This window comes from Anaerococcus martiniensis (genome assembly GCF_043187485.1).
Taxonomy (GTDB): Bacteria; Bacillota; Clostridia; order Tissierellales; family Peptoniphilaceae; genus Anaerococcus; species Anaerococcus martiniensis.
This window is the reverse complement of sequence record NZ_CP171106.1, coordinates 1,355,783-1,380,515: the sequence shown is the minus strand read 5'-3', so window position 1 is coordinate 1,380,515 and position 24,733 is coordinate 1,355,783. Positions and strand designations below refer to the sequence as shown.

General features: G+C 31.9%; 23 protein-coding genes. 3 read left to right on the top strand and 20 right to left on the bottom strand.

Features of this window, described 5'->3' with window-relative positions; genetic code table 11:
• Window positions 1-57: 57 nt before the first annotated feature.
• A complete protein-coding gene (locus ACF3NF_RS06710) occupies window positions 58-870 on the bottom strand; it encodes a YsnF/AvaK domain-containing protein (RefSeq protein ID WP_394022743.1) in 813 nt (270 codons plus the stop codon).
• A 130-nt stretch (window positions 871-1,000) separates the two neighbouring features.
• Complete coding sequence (locus ACF3NF_RS06705) at window positions 1,001-1,231, bottom strand: DUF2382 domain-containing protein (RefSeq protein ID WP_394022741.1); 231 nt, start codon at window positions 1,229-1,231, stop codon at window positions 1,001-1,003.
• A gap of 71 nt (window positions 1,232-1,302) precedes the next feature.
• Between ACF3NF_RS06705 and ACF3NF_RS06700 the strand changes: the two genes are divergently transcribed.
• A complete protein-coding gene (locus tag ACF3NF_RS06700) occupies window positions 1,303-2,337 on the top strand; it encodes a DNA polymerase IV (RefSeq protein WP_394022739.1) in 1,035 nt (344 codons plus the stop codon).
• Window positions 2,338-2,376: 39 nt separating this feature from the next.
• Here the strand turns inward: ACF3NF_RS06700 and recA are convergent, their stop codons facing one another.
• From recA to ACF3NF_RS06620, 16 genes are all read right to left on the bottom strand, one after another.
• Entirely contained in the window at window positions 2,377-3,417 is a 1,041-nt protein-coding gene (recA, locus tag ACF3NF_RS06695; RefSeq protein ID WP_394022737.1) for a recombinase RecA, read from the bottom strand.
• 9 nt (window positions 3,418-3,426) lie between these two features.
• Window positions 3,427-3,957, bottom strand: a complete 531-nt coding sequence (gene pgsA / locus ACF3NF_RS06690) for a CDP-diacylglycerol--glycerol-3-phosphate 3-phosphatidyltransferase (RefSeq protein ID WP_394022735.1) — start codon at window positions 3,955-3,957, stop codon at window positions 3,427-3,429.
• Entirely contained in the window at window positions 3,941-6,271 is a 2,331-nt protein-coding gene (locus ACF3NF_RS06685) for a DNA translocase FtsK (RefSeq protein ID WP_394022733.1), read from the bottom strand. Before ACF3NF_RS06685 ends, pgsA begins: the two co-directional genes overlap by 17 nt.
• Before the next feature lie 98 nt (window positions 6,272-6,369).
• Window positions 6,370-7,482, bottom strand: coding sequence for an ABC transporter permease (locus ACF3NF_RS06680; RefSeq protein WP_394022731.1), 1,113 nt, complete (start codon window positions 7,480-7,482; stop codon window positions 6,370-6,372).
• The gene (locus ACF3NF_RS06675; RefSeq protein ID WP_394022729.1) at window positions 7,469-8,566 is read right to left on the bottom strand and encodes an ABC transporter permease; all 1,098 of its coding nucleotides are present in this window, start codon (window positions 8,564-8,566) and stop codon (window positions 7,469-7,471) included. The genes ACF3NF_RS06680 and ACF3NF_RS06675 overlap by 14 nt, the downstream gene beginning before the upstream one ends.
• 1 nt (window position 8,567) lies before the next feature.
• Window positions 8,568-9,506 carry an ABC transporter ATP-binding protein gene (locus tag ACF3NF_RS06670; protein ID WP_394022727.1) on the bottom strand — a complete coding sequence of 313 codons (939 nt, stop codon included), beginning with the start codon at window positions 9,504-9,506 and terminating at the stop codon, window positions 8,568-8,570.
• A gap of 130 nt (window positions 9,507-9,636) precedes the next feature.
• Window positions 9,637-11,799 (bottom strand): polyribonucleotide nucleotidyltransferase, encoded by a 2,163-nt coding sequence (locus tag ACF3NF_RS06665; RefSeq protein ID WP_394022725.1) that lies wholly within the window; start codon window positions 11,797-11,799, stop codon window positions 9,637-9,639.
• A 43-nt stretch (window positions 11,800-11,842) separates the two neighbouring features.
• The gene (gene rpsO, locus ACF3NF_RS06660; protein ID WP_394022723.1) at window positions 11,843-12,109 is read right to left on the bottom strand and encodes a 30S ribosomal protein S15; all 267 of its coding nucleotides are present in this window, start codon (window positions 12,107-12,109) and stop codon (window positions 11,843-11,845) included.
• Between the two features lie 111 nt (window positions 12,110-12,220).
• Window positions 12,221-13,159 carry a bifunctional riboflavin kinase/FAD synthetase gene (locus ACF3NF_RS06655; protein ID WP_394022721.1) on the bottom strand — a complete coding sequence of 313 codons (939 nt, stop codon included), beginning with the start codon at window positions 13,157-13,159 and terminating at the stop codon, window positions 12,221-12,223.
• Window positions 13,149-14,033 carry a tRNA pseudouridine(55) synthase TruB gene (gene truB / locus ACF3NF_RS06650; protein WP_394022719.1) on the bottom strand — a complete coding sequence of 295 codons (885 nt, stop codon included), beginning with the start codon at window positions 14,031-14,033 and terminating at the stop codon, window positions 13,149-13,151. The genes ACF3NF_RS06655 and truB overlap by 11 nt, the downstream gene beginning before the upstream one ends.
• A 10-nt stretch (window positions 14,034-14,043) precedes the next feature.
• Complete coding sequence (locus ACF3NF_RS06645; protein ID WP_394022717.1) at window positions 14,044-15,000, bottom strand: DHH family phosphoesterase; 957 nt, start codon at window positions 14,998-15,000, stop codon at window positions 14,044-14,046.
• The gene (gene rbfA / locus ACF3NF_RS06640) at window positions 14,990-15,373 is read right to left on the bottom strand and encodes a 30S ribosome-binding factor RbfA (protein ID WP_203126772.1); all 384 of its coding nucleotides are present in this window, start codon (window positions 15,371-15,373) and stop codon (window positions 14,990-14,992) included. Before rbfA ends, ACF3NF_RS06645 begins: the two co-directional genes overlap by 11 nt.
• Before the next feature lie 2 nt (window positions 15,374-15,375).
• Window positions 15,376-17,673: a translation initiation factor IF-2 gene (infB, locus tag ACF3NF_RS06635; RefSeq protein WP_394022714.1), complete on the bottom strand. Its 2,298-nt coding sequence runs from the start codon at window positions 17,671-17,673 to the stop codon at window positions 15,376-15,378.
• A 10-nt stretch (window positions 17,674-17,683) separates the two neighbouring features.
• A complete protein-coding gene (gene rnpM / locus ACF3NF_RS06630) occupies window positions 17,684-17,950 on the bottom strand; it encodes an RNase P modulator RnpM (RefSeq protein WP_394022712.1) in 267 nt (88 codons plus the stop codon).
• A gap of 3 nt (window positions 17,951-17,953) precedes the next feature.
• A complete protein-coding gene (nusA, locus tag ACF3NF_RS06625; RefSeq protein ID WP_394022710.1) occupies window positions 17,954-19,324 on the bottom strand; it encodes a transcription termination factor NusA in 1,371 nt (456 codons plus the stop codon).
• Between the two features lie 9 nt (window positions 19,325-19,333).
• Entirely contained in the window at window positions 19,334-19,777 is a 444-nt protein-coding gene (locus ACF3NF_RS06620) for a ribosome maturation factor RimP (RefSeq protein ID WP_262122411.1), read from the bottom strand.
• A gap of 213 nt (window positions 19,778-19,990) precedes the next feature.
• Between ACF3NF_RS06620 and ACF3NF_RS06615 the strand changes: the two genes are divergently transcribed.
• Window positions 19,991-21,445, top strand: a complete 1,455-nt coding sequence (locus ACF3NF_RS06615) for a carbon starvation CstA family protein (RefSeq protein WP_394022708.1) — start codon at window positions 19,991-19,993, stop codon at window positions 21,443-21,445.
• A gap of 49 nt (window positions 21,446-21,494) precedes the next feature.
• The gene (locus tag ACF3NF_RS06610) at window positions 21,495-21,806 is read left to right on the top strand and encodes a hypothetical protein (protein WP_394022707.1); all 312 of its coding nucleotides are present in this window, start codon (window positions 21,495-21,497) and stop codon (window positions 21,804-21,806) included.
• Between the two features lie 36 nt (window positions 21,807-21,842).
• Here ACF3NF_RS06610 and ACF3NF_RS06605 read toward each other — a convergent pair whose 3' ends face one another.
• Window positions 21,843-22,487: an ABC transporter ATP-binding protein gene (locus tag ACF3NF_RS06605; RefSeq protein ID WP_394022706.1), complete on the bottom strand. Its 645-nt coding sequence runs from the start codon at window positions 22,485-22,487 to the stop codon at window positions 21,843-21,845.
• 9 nt (window positions 22,488-22,496) lie between these two features.
• Window positions 22,497-24,725, bottom strand: coding sequence for a hypothetical protein (locus tag ACF3NF_RS06600; RefSeq protein ID WP_394022705.1), 2,229 nt, complete (start codon window positions 24,723-24,725; stop codon window positions 22,497-22,499).
• Window positions 24,726-24,733 lie beyond the last annotated feature (8 nt).

Here is a 24,733-nt window from a genome sequence, read left to right as displayed (position 1 = left end):
TTATATCTAGGCAAAAAAAATAAAAGCCCAGTTGAACCTGGGCTTAAAAATTTATTCTTATAGTAAATGATCGTCTTCTGAATCTACTTCTTTAACATCTCCAGATTCAACAACGTCTAATCTTTCTTTTCTTACTGTATCAGAAACTCTTTCGTTTTCTGTAACTGTTTCTGTATTTACATCAACTTCTTCTGTTACGTAAGCTTCTTTATCTACAGATACTCTTTCTTCGTGGATTGGAATTCTGATTTCATCAGATGCTTCATCAAAAGCGTATCCATCAACTGCTTCGCCTTCAACAGCATGTCTTTCAACTGTAACTCTTTCTTTTTCTACTGGTACTTCGATTTCTTGAGTTTCAGTTACAACTTCTTTTCTAAGTCCAATTTCACCAGTTTGAACTCTTTCTTTGTTTACTCTTAATCTTTCTTCGTGAAGTCTGATTTTATCTCTTTTTGAAAGGTCTTCTCTTTCAAGAATATCTTCATCGATGTAGTCTTTTCTTTGTTCGTATGTTGTGTCGATAAATTCAGGATTTTCTAGGTAGTCATCTCTTTCGATTGCTAATACGTAGTTTCCGCTTTCAACTGCACCTAGTGCTTCATCAGAAACTTCTCTATCGAATCCAAAATCACCAAAGTAAGCTGGATCTAAATCTTCACCTGTGTAGTAAGCATAGATTCCATTATATTCTGGATCTAATGTGTCTCTGTTTGCTCTATCTGAAATACCGTAATATCTAAGGTTTTCATTATTAAATTCGTTAGCAGAAATAACTTCAAGTTCACTATCGCTAAAACCTTGAGCTCTTAGTTGGTCGATTCTTGCTAGTAATTCATCTTCTGTTCTGAATGTTTCAAAATTTGCCATTATATATCTCCTTTTATTTTTAACTTCCTAGACTCTCGTCTATATCGTTCTAGTAGGTATATACCCCCCACAAAAATTTATTAAACATAAATATAAAACTTTTTTTAAACTTTACAATAATTTATATTTATTAATCAATATCCTCATAATTTAGTTTGCTATCATCTACAGTTACAATCTCTTTTCTAATAGGGACTCTGATTTTTTGCATTTCTATATATTTTTCACGTCTAATAACTATCTCTTCAACAACCTTTTTCTCTTTTCTAACCCTTACCCTCTCTTCATGAAGGGGGATTACAATAGTCTCACCATTTTTAAGTTTTTCTAGATATTCGTCATTCAAATTTATATTATCCATGTAAAATCATCCTTTCGCAGTTTATTAATTTATACCCATAAAATTAAAAGTATAGTGAAAATGGTGATGATATGAATAATATTTTGCATATAGATTGTGATGCTTTTTATGCATCTTGTGAAGAAATTAGAAATCCAAGACTTAAAAATTATCCACTGGCTGTTGGTGGGCTTACAAATAAATCAATAATTACAACTGCAAATTACAAGGCGAGAAAATATGGCATTCACTCTGCTATGCCTGTTTTTATGGCAAAAGAACTTTGTCCAAATCTAATATTAATACCGGTTGACCACCCATATTATAGAAAAAAATCAGATGAGGTTTTTACTATTATCAAAAAATATGCCATTAATTTTGAACAAGTTTCCATAGATGAGGCTTATTTACAAATAGAAAGTCAAAATCCCTTAGACCTAGCTAGAAAGATCCAAGATGAAGTTTTTTTAAAAACTCAAATCAATGTTTCAATAGGCATATCATATAATAAATTTTTGGCAAAACTTGCCAGCGACTGGAATAAACCCCATGGATTAAAAGAAATATCTAAAAGCGATGTTCCAGAAATTTTAATGGATTTAGATATAAAAAAAGTCCATGGCCTTGGTATTCATGGTGTAGAAAAATTAAAAAATATTGGAATTTATACCATAAAAGATTTATTAAGACTTGATGAAAATTTTTTAATTGAACTTTTTGGCAAGCACGGATCTTATATTTATGGGGTAATACGTGGTGAGGACAAAAGAGAAATAAATCCTAGTCGCAAGAGGAAGTCCTTGGGGCGAGAGCGAACTTTTAGAGAAAATACAAATGACATAAATATTTTAAATCAGTATCTAAAAGAAATATCCGAAAAAATTGAAGATGATTTAGAAAAAAAAGACTTGCAGGGCAAAACTATAAATCTCAAAATAAAAAATAGTGATTTCAAAACCATTACCCGTGCTATAACTCTTCAAGAACCTATTTATAAAAAAGAAGATATTTTTAATTCTGCCAGTGAATTGTTAAATGAAGTTTATAAAAACGAATATGTAAGATTAATCGGAATTTCTCTTTCAAAATTATCAAATCGCAATAGCAACCAATTAACATTTTTATAAAATAAAAAAGTACTGAATTTAATCAGTACTTTTTCTTATTTAAACATCTAGGCTTTCTTGAGTATCTTCATCTTCAAATAAATTTTCATCTTCGTCTTTATTTAAAGAAGCTCTGATTTTGCCTTCGATTTCGTTCATAATATCTTTATTTTCTTCAAGGTATGTTTTTACATTTTCACGTCCTTGGCCAAGTTTTTCTCCACCATATGAGAACCATGATCCAGCTTTTTCTACTATATCCATTTCTACAGCTGTATCTAGGATAACACCTGATTTTGAAATACCAGATCCATACATAATATCAAATTCTACAACTTTAAATGGTGGTGCTACCTTATTTTTTACAACTTTTACACGTGTACGAGATCCAATTGAATTATCGCCTTCTGTTATTGTTTTTATCCTACGAATATCAAGTCTAACTGATGAGTAGAATTTAAGGGCACGACCACCCGTTGTAGTTTCTGGCGAACCAAACATAACCCCAACTTTTTCTCTTAACTGGTTGATAAAAACTACAGTTGTATTTGATTTTGCAATTACACCTGTAAGTCTTCTAAGAGCCTGGCTCATTAGTCTAGCTTGCAGACCTACGTGGCTATCTCCCATCTCTCCTTCAATTTCTGCTCTTGGTACTAGGGCTGCTACTGAGTCGATGATGATTAAATCTACGGCACCAGAACGTACTAGAGATTCTGCAATATCTAATCCTTGTTCACCCGTATCTGGCTGTGACAAAATAAGATTTTCAATATCTACCCCTAGATTCCTAGCATATTCTGCATCCATGGCATGCTCTGCGTCTATAAATGCACACATATGGCCTTGTTTTTGATCTTCTGCAATCATATGAAGGGCTAGTGTTGTTTTACCAGAAGATTCTGGCCCAAATATTTCTATAACTCTTCCCCTTGGAATACCACCAATTCCAAGGGCAATATCTAGATTTATAGCTCCTGTTGGGATAGCTGATACTGCTACCTTTGGAGCTTCTCCCATTTTCATTATTGATCCTTTACCATATTTTTTTTCAATATTTTTAAAGGCTTGGTCTAGTGCTTTTTGTTTGTTATCATCCATATTAATCTCCTATATATTTTCTAAATCTAAAACTTCTTTGTTTTTAATTATATAATCTAGTCCTGAAATAATTGTTAGTATAACTGCTATATAAAATACATAAACTCCAGCAATATTTAAAGTGCTATTATTTAGTAAAAGTAAAACTAGGGCTATCATTTGGCTAGTTGTTTTAAGTTTTCCCCATTTGCTGGCTGCAATTGTTATACCCTTATCTGCTGCAAGTGTCCTAAAACCTGTAATTATAAGTTCCCTTGCAATAATTATTATAACAGCCCAAGCAGGAATTATGCTTGCTTCTACTAAGACTACAAATGCCGCCATAGTTAGTAATTTATCCACCAATGGATCTACAAATTTCCCAAAGGTTGTAACTAAGTTTCTACTACGTGCTAGGTGCCCATCTAGGGCATCGGTAAGGGATGCTATTACAAATACTATTGCTGCAATATTATAATCTGTACCATAAATATAATATAAAACTAGAAATACTGGGATTAAAAGTAATCTTAAAACTGTAACTTTATTCGCTATATTCACCTAAATCTCCTTCAAAATAAGACCTATCTACCAAGACTTTTCTTGGTTTGCTGCCCTCATATGGACCTACAATTCCTTTTGCTTCAAGCTGGTCGATAATTCTACCTGCCCTTGCATAGCCAATTCTAAGTTTTCTTTGTAAAAGTGAAACTGATGCGGTGTTTTCATCTATAATTATTTGAGTTGCTTCATCAATTAATTCATCCTCATCATCCACTTCTTTTACTTGAGAATTTTCCTCTACCGTTTCTATGGCTTCTTGGTTATAATCTGCCTTAGTCTCTTCTTTAATATATTCAACCACATCCAATACTTCCTTGTCTGATACAAAAGCTCCTTGGATTCTAAGTGGTTTCATAGAGTCACTTGATGCATAAAGCATATCCCCTTTTCCTAAAAGTTTTTCTGCTCCAGAAGCATCAAGTATAGTTCTAGAATCTGTTTGACTGGTTACAGCAAATGAAATCCTAGATGGTATATTTGCCTTTATTGTACCTGTGATAACATCTACTGTTGGCCTTTGGGTTGCAATTACTAAATGAATTCCACATGCCCTTGATTTTTGAGCTAGGCGCATGATGTAATCTTCCACTTCACTTGCTGCAGTCATCATAAGATCCGCAAGCTCGTCTATGATTACAACAATATATGGTAAATTTTCCATAGACTCGTCAGTTTCAGCTGCTCTTTTATATCCTTCTATATCACGAACATGGTATTTTTGAAAGGCCTTATATCTTTTTTCCATTTCAGAAATAGCCCAAAATAAAGAGGAACTTGCCTTTTTAGGATCTGTAATAACCGGCATAATTAAATGAGGAATGCCATTATAAACTGAAAGTTCAACTACTTTTGGATCTATCATCAATAGCTTAACTTCATCTGGAGAGTGTTTGTAAAGTATACTCATAATAATTGTATTGATACATACTGACTTACCAGATCCTGTTGCCCCAGAAACTAGTAAGTGTGGCATCTTTTCAATACCAGAGACCACAGGTTCACCTGAAATTGATTTGCCCATAGCAAAAGGAATTTTTGATTTAGCATTTGCAAATTTATTTGTGCTAATTATTTCCTTAAATCCTACTATTTCCTTGCTATCATTTGGAACTTCAATACCCACATGACTTTTTCCTGGAATAGGTGCTAGGATTCTAATACCACTAGTTGCAAGTGATAGGGCCAAATCATCAGCAAGATTTAATATCTTACTTACCTTTACCCCTCTTTGTGGTTTTAATTCATAGCAAGTAACTGTGGGTCCTATGTCTATTTGAACAACTTTTGCTTCTATGCCAAAACTTTCTAGTGTCTCTTCTATGGCGATTGCTTTTTCCTTTATTTCACCCTCATCAATTGATCCTGCATCAGTCCTATCTTCTAGCAAGTCAACCGGTGGATAATTATAGTTGTCAAATTCTTTTTTGAAAGTCTCATCCAAGTCTTTCATTTCTATTTGCTTTGACTTATAGCTTCTTACTTCAATTTCTTCATCATCTGAAAAATCGTAAGTTTTAATAGCCTTTTTCTTTGGCCTTACTTCTTTTTCAATAGGCTGATCTATTTTTTCTATAAGCTCAGTTTCTGTAATAGGTTTTTCTTCTAAAGTTGGTCCTAGATTATGGTTATCATTTGCTATGAAGATTTCCTCATCTTCACTTTCCTCAACTTTTTTGCTAGCTTCATTTCTTTTTTCTTTAAGACTTGCAAATAAATCTGAAATCTTACTCGCAATTAGGATTATAATATCTCTAATCTTTCTTAAAAATTCACCATAGGTAAGTGGGCTTATACCAATTACAAATAAAAATATTGAAAGAGCAAATAAAATATCTAGTCCCAAAGTTCCCAAAAAACTAATAATATAATATGCAAAAAATCCGCCAATCATTCCACCAGAATCAGCTGCATTTTGTATATTATAATCTATTGTCCAATTTAAATCGTTTCTTACATAAGCTTTGGATAAAAATGCCAGGGTCATTATAAAAAGTAAGTATAAAAGCAAAAAATATTTGATATTTTCCCTGTATTTATCCCTGTAGGCAAATAAAAAACTGATAAAAATAATAGCTGGAAAGGCTAAGGCTAGTTTGCCAAATGTATTAGTAAAACTATTGGTTATTGCATTTCCAACTTTTCCAGTATTTGATGAAAAAATAAATATAAATAAAATTAAAGATAGACCCATCACAACTAATGAAAATACATTAAAATCAAAGGTCCATTCTCTCTTTTTCTTAGCTCTATTTCTAGGAGGTTTATTTGTAGATTTTTTTCTTATTCGATTGTCATTTTTACTATTTGTCATAATTACCTCATTATAAATTATATATGAAATGGGCAAAAAAATAAACCTTGGCAAAGGTAAAAGGCAGCTAATAAAACTTAGCTGCCCAAAAAAATTTATTACTCAGCCTTGGTTTTTTCTACATTTATTTTTGTAAATATGGTTATTATAATAAAAACAATCGAAAATCCTAGCAAAATCAAGGTATTAGTATTGAAAAATGAGTAATTTAAATCTGTATTTATATTTTTAATATTTTCCACATAATAATAGGAAGGAAATATTTTTCCTAATTTGCTAGCCAAATCTCCTAATAGTTCTTGTGGGACAAATATTCCTGTCAAAAATGATGATCCCAAAGAAAATACATTCATTATCCCTGTAATTGTATTTTGATTTTTGGCTAGTTTTGAAATCATTACTGCAAAACATACAATAGTTGCTGTAAATAAGAGTGCATTTGCCATCATTTGTTTAGTTGGTCTTGAAAATGTGAAATCTTTAAAGAATATACAATAAAAAATTATATAGACTAACCAAACCACTAGCCCGCAAACTATATGGCCAAGAATTATTTGTAAATTTTGCTTAGATTTTTTAAGAGGAGATATTAAATTTCTTTTGTTAGTACTTTCTCTATTGTATGTTAAACTTATAATACCAACAATCATTATAATTTGGCTCATAATTACATATCCAAGCATCCTAAAAAAGTATGGTGCATTATCTTTTTGATTTTTTACAAGCGATTTAACTTCCACATCAATATCTTTGTCAAAATTTTCTTTTGCATTTTTTATAGAATCTTTTGTCGAAAATCCTGCTTTTTCAAATGTATCAATTTGATTTAAAAATGAATTTATTTCATTTTTTGCATAAAGTGTATAGGAATCATCATAAACTTCTTTAAAATCAAGCTTACCATTTTCATCAAAATCTTTAGGTATTGTTAAAGCACAGACTATCTCTTCATAAAACAATTTGTCATCAATCTTATCATCATCAATTTTTACTAGTTTGTGATTTTTATCTATAAAATCTATAAGAGCCTTAGACCTATCTGTATTTGATTGGTCGTTTACATAAATAGGCAATTTTAAATTACTATATTTATCAACAGGATCACCAGATTTCGTAAATATAAAAATTAATACTAAAAATATTAGCGAATATAACAAGAGTGACTTAATATGGCTTTTTAATATCTTAAAATAATTTTTAAATACTATCATACTGCTTACCTCTAGTAAATATATATGTTAGGACTATAAAAAATGATGTCACCGCCAAAAGCCATTCTATATTATTGTAAAATCTATCAAAGCTATCGTAATAGTACAAAGAATATATCCCATCACTTATAAGTGCAACCGGATTTAATTTGTTGATAATTGGAGCATTCTCAGCAATCATTACTTTGACACTTGAAACCATCATTCCAGCTAAAAAAGACATTAATAATGACAAAGCCAAACCAATTCCAGATTTAATTTCAATATTTGCCTTATTACTAGAACCTATTAGCATACCCAAAGATACTCCACAAATGGCACCTATACCAGTAATCAACAGTAGTTCTGCAAGATTTTCAGAAAAATCAACCCCTAATATTTTATTAAAAATAATCATAGTTACTATTGATATTAGAAAATTTAAAATAAATCCAACACACATAGAAGCAAGCAAACTTACTTTTTTATTTACTGGAGATATTGCATTTCTTTTTGCAACAGTAGATAAATTTGCTTCATATTGGTGGATTATTTCAAGCCCCCAAGAATAGCCATATATTAATTGATAAGCAATCAATGCAAAGAAAAATGTCATTACTGGATCTAATTTTTTTCTAGGACCCTTAACATTTAAGTGGGACTTTTCCTCTAAAATAGTATCGAAATCAGGATTTGGATTTTTTTCAAGGATTGTTTTTATCATTGATTCTCTCATATTATAATATTTTAATAGACTTACCAAGATGCTTTCAAAAACCCCATTTCTCTTAACAATAATTTTATCTTTTTTATCAATATAGGCCTTGATTTCTTCATTGTCTAAATCCTTATCATCATCGACTGGAGAAATATCTAATATTTCTTCTTCTATCATATTATCAGTGAAGTTCTTAAAATTTTGATCATCAAGTAATCTTTCATTAATTGCAACTTTTATAGGCTCAAATTCATCAGAATTTACAATATTTCCAAGTGCTAATTTAAAAAACACCCCAAGGACTAGGGGAAATATTAAGGCCCAAAATAATAAAGATTTTTGTCTAACAAAGACTCTAAATGTCTTTTTAAATTCATGAAAAAACATACTAGTCCCTCAATTCTTTACCAGTTAGTGATAAAAATACATCATTAAGTGAGGGAGACTGGCTAGTAAGACTGTCATAGGCCACTGAATTATCATTTAAAATACTAATTAGTTTTATTAAATTATCCTTTCCATGGCCAAAGCTTAGATGATAAAAATTGTCCTTAGATTCAAAATTAACAAGAGTTTCCATTGATTTTATTTTATTTATTACAGATTCATCTAGATTTTCACTAACAAAAGAAACTTTTTCATTTATATCAATAATATTTTTTAGACTCTCAGAACTTCCTTTAGCAATGACTTTTCCCCTGTCAATTATAACTATATCATCACATAGTTCTTCGACTTCATCCATGTAGTGAGAAGTATAAATTATGGTAGCCCCATTCTCATTTAATTTTTTAATGCCTTCTAAAATATTATTTCTAGATTGAGGATCTACAGCAACGGTTGGCTCATCAAAAATTATTATTTCTGGTTTGTGGGCTATACCACATGCTATATTTAGCCTTCTTAACAAACCACCTGATAGTTCCTTTGGTTTGAAATTTAGAAAATCATTTAAAGCTACTAGGTCTATAGTTTCTCTGATAAGTTTTTTTCTTTGCTCCTTATCTTTTATGTAGAGGCCACAAAAATAATCGATATTTTCATAGACATTTAGTTCTTCATATACACCTACATCTTGAAATACTGCGCCAATTTTTTCTTTTATATCATAAGATTCCGGTGTCATTTCTTCGCCATAAATTTTAATTGAACCCTTATCTTTTTTTATAAGGGCTAGAAGGCAATTTATAGTTGTTGATTTTCCAGATCCATTTGGGCCTAAAAGTCCTAGTATTCTGCCTTTTTTTACATCTAAATCCAAATTATCAATGGCTTTAATTTTTTTATAAGATTTTTCTAATCCTCTTATTTCAATTATATTTTCCATAGGCTCCTCCTAGGAAAATTATATTCTCATTTAATAATTAATCTAATATATAAAACAAATTTTACATTTTTTTAGATGGTACAAAAAAATCGGCATTAAGATTTTTCTTAATAACCGATTTGTATTTTAATTATTTATTTCTTGGATCTTCATCAGCTGGCCATGCTTGTGCATTTGGATTGTTTTTGTAATCTTCTTTTTCTTCTCTTTCTGGTTTTTCTAAAAGAGCTTTTCTTGAAAGGTTGATTCTGCCTTGCTTGTCAATTTCTGTTACTTTTACAGTAACTTCATCTCCAACAGCAAGTACATCTTCTACTTTATCAGTTCTAGCATGGTCGATTTGAGAAATGTGAAGAAGTCCTTCTTTTCCTATTGCAATTTCGATAAAGGCACCAAAGTTCATAATTCTAGTAACCTTTCCTGTATAAACATCTCCAACTTGTGGGTCAGTTACAATTGCACGAATCATTTCGATTGCTTTTTTACCACTTGCTCCATCTGTAGATGCTACTGTTATGTGACCATCATCTTCTGTCTCGATTGTTACACCAGTCTCATCGATAATTTTATTAATTGTTTTACCGCCTGATCCTATAACATCACGTACTTTTTCTGGATCAATATCAATTGTAAATAGTCTAGGAGCATAATCAGATATATCTTCTCTTGGTTTTTCGATTGTAGCTTCGATTAAATCTAGAATTTGCATTCTAGCATCTTTTGCATTATCAAGCGATTCTTCTAAGGCTTCACGAGTTATCCCTGCAATTTTCATATCCATTTGTAGGGCAGTAATTCCATCACGAGTTCCTGCAACTTTAAAGTCCATATCACCAAGGTGGTCTTCAAGACCTTGGATGTCTGTAAGAATTGAAATAGATTCATCTTCTTTTATTAGTCCCATTGCAATACCAGCTACTGGTTTTTTAATTGGAACACCTGCATCCATTAATGATAGTGTAGATCCACAAATTGATGCTTGGGAACTTGAACCATTTGAACTTAAAACCTCAGATACAACTCTAATTGTGTATGGGAAGTCACTTTGATCTGGTAATACTGGTACTAATGCTCTTTCTGCAAGGTGACCGTGACCAACTTCACGACGACCTGGTGCACGAAGTGGTTTTACATCTCCAACACTGAATGGTGGGAAATTGTATTGGTGCATATATCTTTTTTGAATTTCTTCACGGTTAAGTCCATCGATAATTTGAACATCAGCTGGTGATCCAAGTGTAGTTACTGATAAAACTTGAGTTTGTCCACGTTTAAATAGACCTGATCCATGTACTCTTGGTAAAAGTCCTGCTTCTGCTGAAAGTGGTCTGATTTCTTTAAGATCACGTCCATCTGGTCTGATTTTATCAATTGAAATCATACGACGAACTTCAAGTTTCATGATATTATCAATTACTCTATGGATTTCATCTTCACTTTCTGGGTATTCTGGTAAAAATCTTTCTTTCGCAGATTCCTCTATATTGAACATAGCTTCGCCACGTTCCATTTTATCAGTTGTTCTGATAGAGCCTTTAATAGCTTCAGCATATTCTGCTGTAATTTTTTCTTCAAGCTCTGATGGCACGATAACTTCTACCATATTTTTTTCTTTACCAATTTCATCAATGATTCCTTGGATAAAGTCTGAAATATGTCCAATTTCTTCATGGGCAATTAACATTGCTTCAAGCATTTGTGCTTCTGTTAGTTCATTTGCACCGGCTTCAACCATATTGATAGCATCTTTGCTACCTGCAACTGTTAGGTCAAGTTGAGATTTTTTTCTTTGGTCTTCATTTGGGAATACTACAAATTCTCCATCAACAAAACCAACAGAAACAGCACCTACTGGTCCATTAAATGGTATATCTGATATTCCAAGAGCAATACTTGCACCAATTGTCGATAGGCAATCTGGCAAATTGTCCTCATCCATAGATAAAACTGTGGCAATTATTTGTACGTCATTATAATAATTTTCTGGGAAAAGTGGTCGCAAAGGTCTATCCATTTGGCGGGAAATTAGTGTTGCTTCATCAGATGCTTTACCTTCTCTTTTTAAAAAACCACCTGGGATTTTACCAACTGCGTATAGCTTTTCTTGAAAATCACAAATTAGTGGAAAAAAGTCTATCCCTTCTCTTGGTTTTTCACTAGCTACTGCTGTTACTAAAAGAGAAGTATCCCCACATTTTATGTAACATTCGCCATTAGCCTGTTCTGCAAATTTTCCTATTGTTACATCAAGTTCATATCCATGCTTTGATGTATAAATATAATTTTTCTCCATCTTTTCTCCTAAAAAATAAGGCGGGATATACCCCGCCAATCTACTAACCTCTGATGCCTACTTTTTCGATAATAGCTCTATATCTTTCGATATCATTATCTTTTAAGTAGTTTAATAACCCTTTTCTACGTCTAATCATTTTGAAAAGTCCTCTTCTTGATGAGTGGTCTTTTGGATTAGCTTTTAAGTGTTCAGTTAAATCTTTAATTCTGTAGCTTAAAATAGCTATTTGTACTTCTGGAGAACCTGTGTCTCCTTCTTCTAATTGGTATTGTTTGATAAGTTCTGTCTTTTTGTCTTGTGATAACATAATTTTCCTCCTATATGTTGTATTTGCCTTTGACCGTGTAAAAGTCGAGGTTGCGTTTACAAAGCCAAGGTACCTAAGTAATTATACCAACAAAAAAAGTATTTGTAAAGATTACAAATACTTATTATTTATAGTATCAATTGCTCTTTTTTTATCAATTTCCATTTGATTTATCAAATCATCTACTGATTCAAATTTCAAATCACCACGGAAAAATTCTAAAAACTCAATTGTTATATTTTCTCCATATATATCCTCGCTAAAATCTAGGATATATGTTTCTATTTTTCTAAAGTCATTCTCAAAAGTCGGATTTGAACCAATATTAGTAAGGGCAAAATGATTTTTTCCCCGCACATTGACCCTTGTTAAATATACTCCATCTTTTGGAACAGTATAAGAAAAATTCATTTCTAAGTTAGCAGTTGGGAAATTCAGTGTGCGACCTCTTTTGTGGCCATCAACCACATGACCTATTATTTTGTAGTTCCTGCCCAAATATTTGTTTGATTTTGCAATATTACCATTTTTGATAAGTTCTTTTATTGAACCTGATGATATTTTTACTCCATCATCAACTTCAAAATCAACTATGGTAGTTTCAAATCCAAATTCATCTTGAAAGCGAGCAAGAGTTTTTATGTCACCTTCAGCATTTTTACCGAAACGGTAGTCTTCACCAATTACAATATATTTGGTATTAAGTTTTTTGTACAAAATTTCTGAAATGAATTCTCTAGGGCTTAAAGACCTAAAGTCTTCGTTAAATTCTAGGATACAAAAGGTATCCATGCCCATATTTGAAAAAATTTCGATTTTATCATTTAGACTTGTTAAATAATCTTTTTCATCTATTAAAGTTTTTTTGCTATTTTCCTTAAAAAGTAAAACTGATGGGACCAGATTAAGTTGCCTAGCAATTTCCAAGTCTTTTTTTATAAGCTTTTGATGGCCAATATGGATGCCATCAAAATTACCTAGGGCAATAGCCTTTGGCTCAAAGTCTGTCATGCCCCTATCTAGGTCGCATATTTTTATATTATTTTTCATAAAATACTTTCTCCATTTTTAGAAAATATTTGTCGATATTTTTGTGAGTCTTTCCTAGTCCTATAAAATCATCTTCTACATAAACTCTAATCAATCCATCATAATGGCACTTATCAATATGCATGGTCATACCATTTGTTGCTTGTTTTAAATATGTTTTATCAAGCACAATTTCAGGATAAGCTTTTAGGGCGTAGTCAACTGGCATTATCTTATTTAAAATTTCATCCTTGCTCATCTCAATCAAATCTTTGGAATTGATCGCATCTTCTATATAAAAATCACCAACTTTAGAACGAGTCAGACTATTTACATAGGCAAAACTTCCTAATTTCTCACCCAAATCATCGATTAGGGTTCTGATATAAGTGCCTTTTGAACATGTTATTCTAAAGCTAGCTTTTGGAAAATCAAAATCCAATATCTCAAAAGAAAAAATTGTAACTTCACGTTTTTTTCTCTCAACTTCGATTCCCTTTCTAGCCAAATCATAAAGTTTTTGACCATTGACCTTTAGGGCTGAATACATAGGTGGGATTTGTGTTATTTTGCCGGTAAAGTTATTCATTTCTTTTTCTAATTCTTCTATAGAAAAGACTTTATCAGACGTATCCACAACTTCCCCATCATAATCAAGCGTATCCGTTCTTTTTCCAAAGATAGCTTCTGTAATGTACTCTTTTTTCTCATCCATCAAAAAATCTGAAACTCTAGTTGCCTTGCCTATAACAATTGGCAAGACTCCGCTAGCTTCAAGGTCCAAAGTACCAGTATGACCCACTTTTTTTGTATCAAGTGCTTTTTTTACAAGACTTACGCATTTATTAGAAGAAATGCCCACTTCTTTATTTACATTTAAAATTCCACTTATCATTTATATATTTTTATATATTTTGTAAAATTACACGAGCCTTAGCTGCTGCTGACTCAAGACTGTCATCAAATATCGAAAATCCACTGGCATTTGCATGGCCACCACCGCCATTTTCCCTAGCAGTTTTAGAAATATCAATGCCTTTTGATCTCATAGACACCTTATATTCTCCATTGCCATATTCTTTTACAAGCATAGAAATGCTTATACCCTCTAAATCTCTTAAGATATTTACAATGTGTTCACTATCACCCATTTGCACACCATATTGATCTACCTTATCAATTGATGCAAGGGCAAAAACCCTATCTCCCATAAATTCTGCATTGGCAATAAGGTCTGTTTCAAATTTTAAAACATCGATAGGTTTATTTTGGTAGAGGGCTGAGTAGATATTTTCTTTATCTGCTCCAGCGTCTAACAATTTACCCGCAATTTCAAAGGTTTCACGATTTGTATCGTAATACATAAATCTACCTGTATCTGTTACTATGCCTGTAAATAATAGGTTGGCAGTTTTTTCATCTAATGGCATGCCAATTCTTTGAATAATTTCGTATATTAGTTGGCAAGTTGCTGGTGCTTCTGGATGGATAATATTTAAATCTGATGTGATTTTACCTCCTAGGTGGTGGTCAATTACCGCAGTTTTTTTTGAATTTACTGCTACACTTTGAGCATCTCCTATACGGTCAATCTCTGATGCATCTAGGATTAAAAGCAAATCATATGAATCTTTATAATTATTTTCATAAAATTCTAAGTCAGGTAAAAATTTTAGATAATTATCAATAGCATCATGACCCACTACTTCAGTGTCTTTGCCGTAGTTTCTAAGTGCTCTTGCAAATCCTAATGATGATCCTAGGTTGTCCCCATCTGGATTTACATGAGAAACAACCCCAATTGTATTTGCCCCATCTATTAGATTTTTAAGTTTTTCGATATTTTCATTACTAATTATCATTTTCTTGGTGAGCCCTTTCATCTTTTGCGATGGTTTCTTTGATTAATTTTTCCATATAAGCCCCGTATTCAATTGATTCATCAAGTTTGAATCTAAATTCTGGCATAGAACGAAGTCTCATTCTATCACCAATTAGCATTTTAATGTATCCTTTTGCTTGATTTAGAGCATCTAGGACGTCATCTTTTTTGCTAGTATCTCCTAGGACTGAAATGTAGCAATCAGCAAATGAAAGGTCATTTGTGACCCTTACTTCTATTACTGAAACTCTTGCTGTATCTGATAGTCTTGGATCATTTAAATCATCTCTAATTATTTTTGATAATTCTTTTTGTATTTCTGCTCCAATTCTTTCAGTTCTTATTTTCTTCATTCTTATTCTCTTTCTTTTTCGACTACTTCGTATGCTTCCATAACATCGCCTACTTTGATGTCATTAAATCTGTTTAAGCCGATACCACCTTCATAACCATTTGCTAGCTCTTTGGCATCATCTTTAAATCTCTTCATTGAAGAAATATCTCCATCAAAGATAACTACATTGTCACGAAGAAGTCTAATTTTTGCTCGTCTTGGTACTGAACCGCTTGTTACCATCACACCTGCAATAGTTCCTACACTTGGTACTCTAAATGTATCACGAACTTCTGCACGACCTAGAATTTCTTCAACAAATTCTGGATCAAGCATACCTTTTATAGCTTTTTCTACATCTTCGATTGCTTCATAGATTACACTATAAGTTCTAATTTCTATTCCATTATCTTTTGCTCTCTCCATTGCCCCTTGGGTTGGACGAACGTTAAATCCGATAATGATAGCATTTGAAGCTTGGGCTAAAAGTACATCTGATTCTGTAATACCACCAACAGCTCCAGCTACCACTGAAACTTTTACTTCTTCATTTGAAAGTTTTAGAAGTGATTGGCTCATGGCATCTACAGTACCTTTTACGTCTGTTTTTACGATGATATTTAGGTCTTTTAACTCACCTTCAGCTGCATCGCCTGATATATCTTCAAGGCTTGCACCTTTTGCCATAAGACGTTCTTCTCTTTTTTGTTCTTCTGCACGCTCTGCATAGGCTCTAGCAGTTTTTTCATCTTCTACGGCAAATAATTTATCTCCAGCTTCTGCTACATCTGATAAACCTAAGATTTGTACTGGAACAGATGGACCTGCTTCTTTGATGGAATTTCCTTTTGAGTCAAACATAGCACGAATCCTACCTGACGCAGATCCTGTAAGTACATAGTCACTTTCGTGAAGGGTACCTTTTTGTACTAGAACTGTTGCAACTGGTCCACGAGCCTTATCAAGTTGGGCTTCGATAATTAAACCAACAGCATCCCTATTTGGATTTGCTTTTAATTCTCTCATTTCTGCTACAAGTAGAACCATTTCTAGTAAATCTTCGATACCTTGGCCTGTTTTTGCAGAAACATCAACTGTGATGGTATCCCCACCCCAATCTTCTGAAACAAGACCATGTTCCATAAGCTCTTGTTTTACTCTATTTGGATCTGATTGTTCTTTATCTACTTTATTTACTGCAACAACTATTGGAATTTCAGCCGCTCTTGCGTGGTTAATAGCTTCTACAGTTTGAGGCATAACTCCATCATCAGCAGCAACTACAAGAATTGCAATATCTGTCGATTGAGCACCTCTCATTCTCATTTCTGTAAAGGCTTCGTGGCCTGGAGTATCTAGGAATGTGATAGGTCTGCCATCTAAATCTACAGAATAAGCACCGATATGTTGGGTAATACCACCAGCTTCCCCACTTGTTACACGAGTGTTTTTAATCGCATCAAGTATAGAAGTCTTACCGTGGTCTACGTGTCCCATAACAGACACTACTGGTGCACGTGTAATTAAATCTTCTTCATTATCTTCATAATCTAGGTCAAGGGCTTGCTCTTCGATTGCAGAATATTCTTGTTCTAAGGTGATTTCTTTTCCAAAATCCATTGCTATTAATTCTGCTTGTTCAAATTCGATTGGATCATTAAGACCTGCCATTACTCCAAGTTGAATTAATTTTCCTATAACTGCATTTGAATTTTCACCAATTTTTTCTGCAAAAGCTCCAACATTAACAACTTCTGGGATTTCTATTTTTCCACTAGTTTCATTTTCTTTAGCTTGTTGGTTGCTCGCTTTGTTTGATTTTGATTTTCTATTTTTCTTCTTACGATTTTTATTTGGTTTATTTAATTCAAAATCGTCGTTATCATCATTGTCAAAGTTTTTCTTAGATTTTGATTTATTTTTATTTTTAGATTTATTTGACTTTCCGATTTTTTGTTTTGATCCGTGCATGCTTTCATCATCATCGTATTCATCCATTTCATCGTACTGGTCGTTATTACTAGTATTAATATTTTTCATATTTGATTTTTTAGCTGTAGTCTTATTTGATTTTTTGTTGTTTTTAGTTTCTCTATCTTTTTTTCTATCTTCTTTTGGTTTTTCTTTTGAGTCTTCTGTTTTTTCTTGGTTAGAATCTTCTTTGAAATATTCTTTAATAAGCTCAAGATCATCACCGCTTACATTTGACATGTGGGATTTAATTCCTAAACCAAATTCATTATTCAAAAGTTCAACCATTTCTTTTGCTGGCATTCCTTGTTCTTTTGCTAGTTCGTAAACTCTTATTTTATCAGCCATCTATTTCACCTCATTTTACTTCATAAGCTTCTAACTCCTCGTAAAGTTTGTCATCTATTTTTTGTTTAAATACACGATTAAGCTTATTATTTTTCTTAACATCTGAAAGACACTCACTATTTTTACAAATATATGCGCCTCGTCCGTTAAGTTTGCCACTCTCATCAATTACAACCCCTAATTCCTTGTTATTTACAACTCTTAGAAGGTCGTTTTTATCGAAAAGATTTCCACAATTAATACATTTTCTTTGGGGAATCTTTTTTGTCTTCTTCATTTTTTACTGATCCTCTTCTTCTTTGTCACTTTCCCTGTTTGGAACAAGGTCAGATTCATCAGTATAAACTTCATCTAATTCACTATCTTCTATTTCGATTTGATTAGTTAATTCATCGTTTTGATCATCATAGATTTCTTCTAATGTATCAATTGTAATATCTTCAATCTCTTGATCAGAAAGTTCTTCACTGGCTTCTTCTATGATTTTCTCATCTTCAGATGCCATATCTTCAGTGATTTCATCTGAGTTATCAATTAAATTTTCATCTATGGTAGCATCTTCTTCCATCTTCTCGTTTAAACCTAAAATTTCATCGATATCTTCATTTGTCATAGTATCGAAATCTTCTTTTGATTTTATATCTATTTTCCAGCCTGTAAGTCTTGCTGCAAGTCTTGCGTTCTGACCTTCCTTACCAATAGCAAGGGATAGTTGTTGGTCATTTACCACAACTAGAGATTGTTTATTTTTTTCATTTGTCAAAACTTCTATTATATCTGCTGGAGATAGGGCATTAGAAATGAATTCTTCTATATCCTTGTTGTAATTTATAATATCTATTTTTTCATTTTGAAGCTCTTCAACTATTGAATTTACACGAGCTCCCTTATATCCAATACAAGCACCAACTGGGTCTATTGCTTCATCGTTTGAAAAAACTGCGATTTTTGTACGAGATCCAGCTTCACGGGCAATGGAATAAATTTCGATTACTCCTTCTGTAATTTCTGGTACTTCTAGTTCAAAAAGTCTTGTAACAAGATTTTCACTTGTACGAGATAGGATAATTTGTGGTTCTTTTGATGAATTTTTAACATCTTTTATTAGAAATTTCATCCTTTCATTTGGGATGTATCTCTCATTAACAACTTGTTCCTTTACTGGAACTATCCCCTCTATTTTATCTAAGTTTACATAAAGATTATAGTTATCCTGTCTTTGGATAGTTCCTGTAATCATTTCATTTTCACGATCTAGATACTCTCCATACACAGAATCTCTTTGGGCATCTCTTATTTTTTGGATAACAATATTTCTAGCAGTTTGAGCTGCAACTCTGCCAAAGTTTTTTGGAGCAATTTTTATTCTTGCAACATCCCCTATTTCTAGATTGCTATCAACTTCTTCTTGTGCCTCTTTTAGGGAAATTTCGTTGATGTTATCATTTACATCATCTACAACTTCTCTTAAAGCAAAAACATCTATATCCCCTGTTTGCTTATCAACTATGACATCCACATTTTCTGCATTGTCGTAATTTTTTTGATAACTTTTTACAAGGGCTTTTTCTAACGCATCTAAGATGACATCTTTATCAATGTTTTTATCCTTTTCCAGCTCTTCTAAGGCTAGTATAAACTCTTCATTCATATGTTCTCCTTAAAACACAATCTCAATTTTTATTTGCTTGATATCTTCTTTTTCTACTTCTATTTCCTCATCTTCATTAAGAGTAAAGACATAAGTTTTTTCATTTATTTCATCTATGTGACCTAAAAAACTTTCTCCATTTTTCATAGTTACTTTTAAAAGTTCGCTAGCATTTCTTTCTAGGTCCCTATCTGTTTTTAATGGTCTTGATAGGTCTTGAGAGGAAACTTCTAGGTAATATTGGCCCTTGATAAGGTCAAGTTCATCTAATTTCTCATCTAAAAAAGTACTAACTTTTTCACAATCATCGATTGTTATGCCATCTTGGTCGTAGATAAAAAATGTCAATGTTTTACCATCTTTTGTTGTTCTAAATTCTATATCAACTAATTCGTATCCTAAGTTATTAATATCATCTTCAAAGGTTTCTTTTAGGTTTGTTATTAAATCCATCTTACCATCCTTTGCCTATACAGATTAAAAGAGCGGATACCTTGCCCACTCTTTGATAGAGATATTATACTGCAATGCTTACTTTATTCAATAATATATAAGCTAATGCAAGCTCAGCTTTTATTGATAAATTTTTTACGAAAAATTTGCTTTTATCTCTTAATTAAGTTTATAATATAGCTATATAATACATATTATTATTAGGAGGTTTATATGGTATTATTTTTAATTGGTATTTTCATCCTCTTAGTTGGTGGTTACTTTTATTCAAAATATGTTGAAAGCCAACTAGATTTAGATGATAGACCAACACCAGCAGTATCAAAGGCTGATGGTATCGACTTTGTTGCTATGCCAAAATGGAAAAACTGGCTAATTAACTTACTAAATATTGCAGGTACTGGCCCAATCTTAGGACCTATCCAAGGTATACTTTTTGGAAAAATTGCCTTTTTAGCAATTCCAATTGGTTGTGTTATAGCAGGTGCTACTCACGACTTTTTAGTTGGTACTATGTCAATGAGAAACGGTGGATCTCAAGTTCCAAAACTTGTAGGTAAATATTTAGGTAATGGTACTAGAAAAATTTATAATGTAGTTATCGGAATCTTACTTCTATTAACAGGTACTGTTTTCGTTTACACTCCTGGGGACTTACTTGCCAATGATATAATTGGTCTTTCTGAAGGCTCTCAAGGAATTTGGATTATATATGGTGTAATATTTGCTTACTACATTCTTTCTACAGTACTTCCAATTGACCAACTTATCGGTAGAATTTATCCATTATTTGGTGCATTTTTAATTATTTCAGCTATCGGAGTTTTATTTGGAGTTCTTACAAAAGGTGCCTCTCACTTAGAATTTCAAGGTGCTGGATACTTAAGTGAACATCCACTTGGTCAAAGATTTATACCAGCATTCTTTATTACTGTCGCTTGTGGTATCCTTTCTGGTTTCCATGGTTCTCAAGTAACATTAGTTTCAAGAACTGTTGCAAGCGAAAGAGAAAATAGAGCAACATTTTACTCAACAATGATTGCAGAAGGTGTTATCGCTATGGTTTGGGCTGCTGGTGCAATGGTAATATTCTCACAAGGAATCGTTCCATTAGATACAAGAGCTACATTAATGGTAGGAGAAATTTCTAAATACTTTATGGGTAATATTGGTGGACTACTTGCCATTATCGGTGTAATAGTACTTCCAATCACATCTGGAGATACAGCATTTAGATCACTTAGACTAATCGTTGCTGAAGAACTTAATATTGACCAAAAAGTTCCTGCTAAAAGAATCGCTGTTGCTGCAGCACTATTTATCCCAGCTATCCTAATCCTAGTATGGGCTAAAAACGATCCAAACGGATTTAACTTATTATGGAGATACTTCGGATTTACAAACCAATTAGTAGCAATCTTTGCTCTAGCAACTGCTACAAGCTACCTATTAAATAACCATAGTAATTACTGGATTGCTTTAATTCCAGAATTATTCTATGCATTCATAGTATTTGCATTTATCATTTCTGATAAAGGAGTAGGTTTTGGTGCAGATTATAATATTGCATATATCTTAGGAGCAATAATCAGTTTAGTTATAGCTTTCTTAACAGTAAGAAAAGCACGCAAAAACCAAGATAGAATTGCAAATATTATATTAAACTAACAATTAAATTTGAGGAGATTTAATCTCCTCATTTTTTAAAGGATTTTAGATGAAATTTATTTACAGTCAAAAAGCTAAAAATTATATAAATAAAAATAATATTCAAAAAATTTTTATTAGAGAAGACATCGAACGCGGGATGGGTTGTTGTGATCTAGGCTCAATTAAACTAAAAATTAGCCAAAAGGGCGCAAATGAAGAAAATTATAAAAAGGAAGTTTCTGATCTTGTTACAACCTACTATGACCCTAGACTTGAAGCCTTGTTAGCCAACTGTCCTCAAGTAGAGATATCAGTTTTTGGAATTGGAAATAGAAAAAGTTTCTATACTGTAACTGAGTTTTCACCTTTAAATTCATAAAAAATTCCATTTTAAAAAAATGGAATTTTTTATTTGCTATTTATTTATATCTATAATCCTATCGCATCTTCTAGCTATATCCATATCATGGGTTACAATCAAAATAGTTTTATTATAAGCACTTCTTAAATTTAAAAGTAGAGAAAAAACCTCATCGCTCATAATAGGATCTAAAGATCCAGTTGGCTCATCTGCCAAAATTAAATCTCCTGGTTTTAGTACACATCTAGCCAAGGCTACTCTTTGGGCTTCTCCTCCAGATATAGTATTTATTTTTTGCTCTACTATATCTAAGATATCAAGCTTATCTAAAATTTCATTTATTTTTTTAGATTTTTCTTCATCTTTTATACTTACATACTCCATAGAAATTAAAAGATTTTCTCTAACAGTTTTTTCACTTATCAAAGCATTTGTTTGAAAAAGATAATTTATTTCATTTCTCCTTAGTGATGTAGCTTCTTTACTATTAAGATTAGGAAGTTTTTCTCCCTTTAGTAAAATCTCTCCACTATCATAAGTTTCTAAAAGTCCAATCATATTTAAAAGAGTTGATTTGCCTGAACCACTTTTTCCAACTATCGCTATTATCTCATTTTCATCTATTGAAAATGACAGATTATTTATTATTTTTCTATTACCATAAGACTTAGAAATATTATTTAATTCTATATGTTTCATTTTTATCCCCTATTTCAAAAACTCTACTAACATTTCAAACTGATTTTTGCTGGTAAACTTTCTTAATAGCATTAGCTCAATTAAGGCAAAGATTATACCTACGCATATACCAAAAACCGAACCATTAATCACAGCAATTACTAAATTTATAATGCTTGCAACAATAACCATTATAAATATCGACTTATATATTTTTCTATTATCATAACCTAGAAACTTTTTGATATTCACTTCTTCTAGGTATATCTCCCTATAGAGGTTTATGAGTGTAGATAATATAGCTGCTGATATACCTAAAAATAGTAATCCAACCAGTATAAATGTGAAGATAGCTTGACTTAGACTTCTAATCATGCCACCTATCAGTTCTCTTATTTGAACAAATTCAGGTTTGTTATCATCAATATTATATTTTTTAAAGTATTCTTTATTTGCAAACTTATCATAGGCTTCTTGATTTAGCTTTATTTCTGAATTAGTCTCTCCACCAGCTATTAAATTTAATATTTCAAGAACACTCATATTGTTAGTATTAATAAAGTTTATAACTGGCTCTTCAGATGTAACTGGGAATTTTTCATCATACATTTCATCATCAATATTGTTTGGATAGGCAAAATAATCTTTGTTATTGTCATAGCTAAAGAACTTAATCCCTTTAAACTTTATATCAAAATTTTCCCTATCACTATCATCAGTCTCATCAAGAAACATTTTTTCATCCATCTCTGTTAATGCTATCTCTAAAGACTTTCTATCTTCTTTTGAAAAACTTTCTGGTACTAGGTAGACCCTATAGCCTTCATTGGCAAATTCTTCCATTTCATCTGTAATTTTCACTTGCATATCATCTTCTAGATAATTTTTATTAGCGGTAAATAATAGATAAGAAAAATCAGGCGCATGGTCATATAGCCCCATTTCTTTCACTTCTTTATTCCAACTCTTCCTTTGAAATTCTGTATTTATAAATTTAACTCCATCCTCATTTTCAATAGACTCATAAAATTTATAAAAATCTCTGTGAAAACTCATAGGAGTTATGGAGTGGTCTCCTTCAAAATCATCACCATCGTAAAATGTAGTGGTTACATAATAATCGGATACATTTTCCCATTCTTTTTTAGTAACTATCTGATCTTTTAGCTCAATTATCATATTATCTATATCCAAAAAGGACAAGGCACTTGTCGAAGTATTAAATATCATAAATAAAATTATGCCGAAAATAAGTAAGCCTTTTTTTGATGTCCTGCCATGGATGGCATCTATAGGCTTAACAGTCCTTAGTATAAGTGATATTAATAATTCAAAAAATAAAAATATAGCTAAATTTATCAGCCCTGCTAGTAAAAATACCGAGTAAAATTTTAAAGTATTAAAGCTTCCCTTAGTTAAAATAAAGCCATAAGGAATAAATAAAAGTGGTAAAAAATATGCTATTTTATTTATAGGTTCGTATATGCTTTTTATATAAGATTTTTTAGACCAACCTTGTAGCAGGTAGACTCCCATATTCTTTAAGGATGAAACTGTTGTGGTGGTTAAAATTGTGATGATTACTAGAGTCAAAATTGTATAGATAATTATAAAACTAAGAGAAAATCCGCCTCCCATTACAGCCGAGCCACCATTTGAAGTTTTAATCTCATCTACACTTAGGCCGGTTACCTTAGATAGACCGTCATAAAATTTATCTACACCTTCATCATCTAGACCAATTAGCCTATATTCACCATTAAATCCTCCAATTTTTCCAGTACCAGTTAAATTTATAAAAAAATAACTATCTCCTAAAATAAATCTAGGAGTGGGCTCTATCATACTATAATCTCCTTCTAGCAATCCAATAGTCCCACCCTTATCTAAGTTTTTAAAGCTTTGATCTGAAGCATATTGTTTGTCTAGAAATTCTAAATTTAATTTTTCTTTGTTAGCTTCATAATCACCACTCATCCAGTATCCGTGTAGTAACTTTCTTCCAGTATAATCAGGCCCTTCTACTTTCTTCACCATCAGAGCCTGATTTTCCTGCAAAAAATTCGCTATGTAATCTCCTACTTCGTTGCCTTTAGTTATATCAATATTATTTATAGAAACTTCTTTGTAATCGCTGGCTAAATTATCAAAGTTTTCCTTATATTTTTGATCTAAATATAGGCTTGTTGCTATAGCAAATACTAGTGATTGGATAACTAGCAAAACTATGAGTAACTTCTTGCTTAAACTCCTTTTCATAATGACCT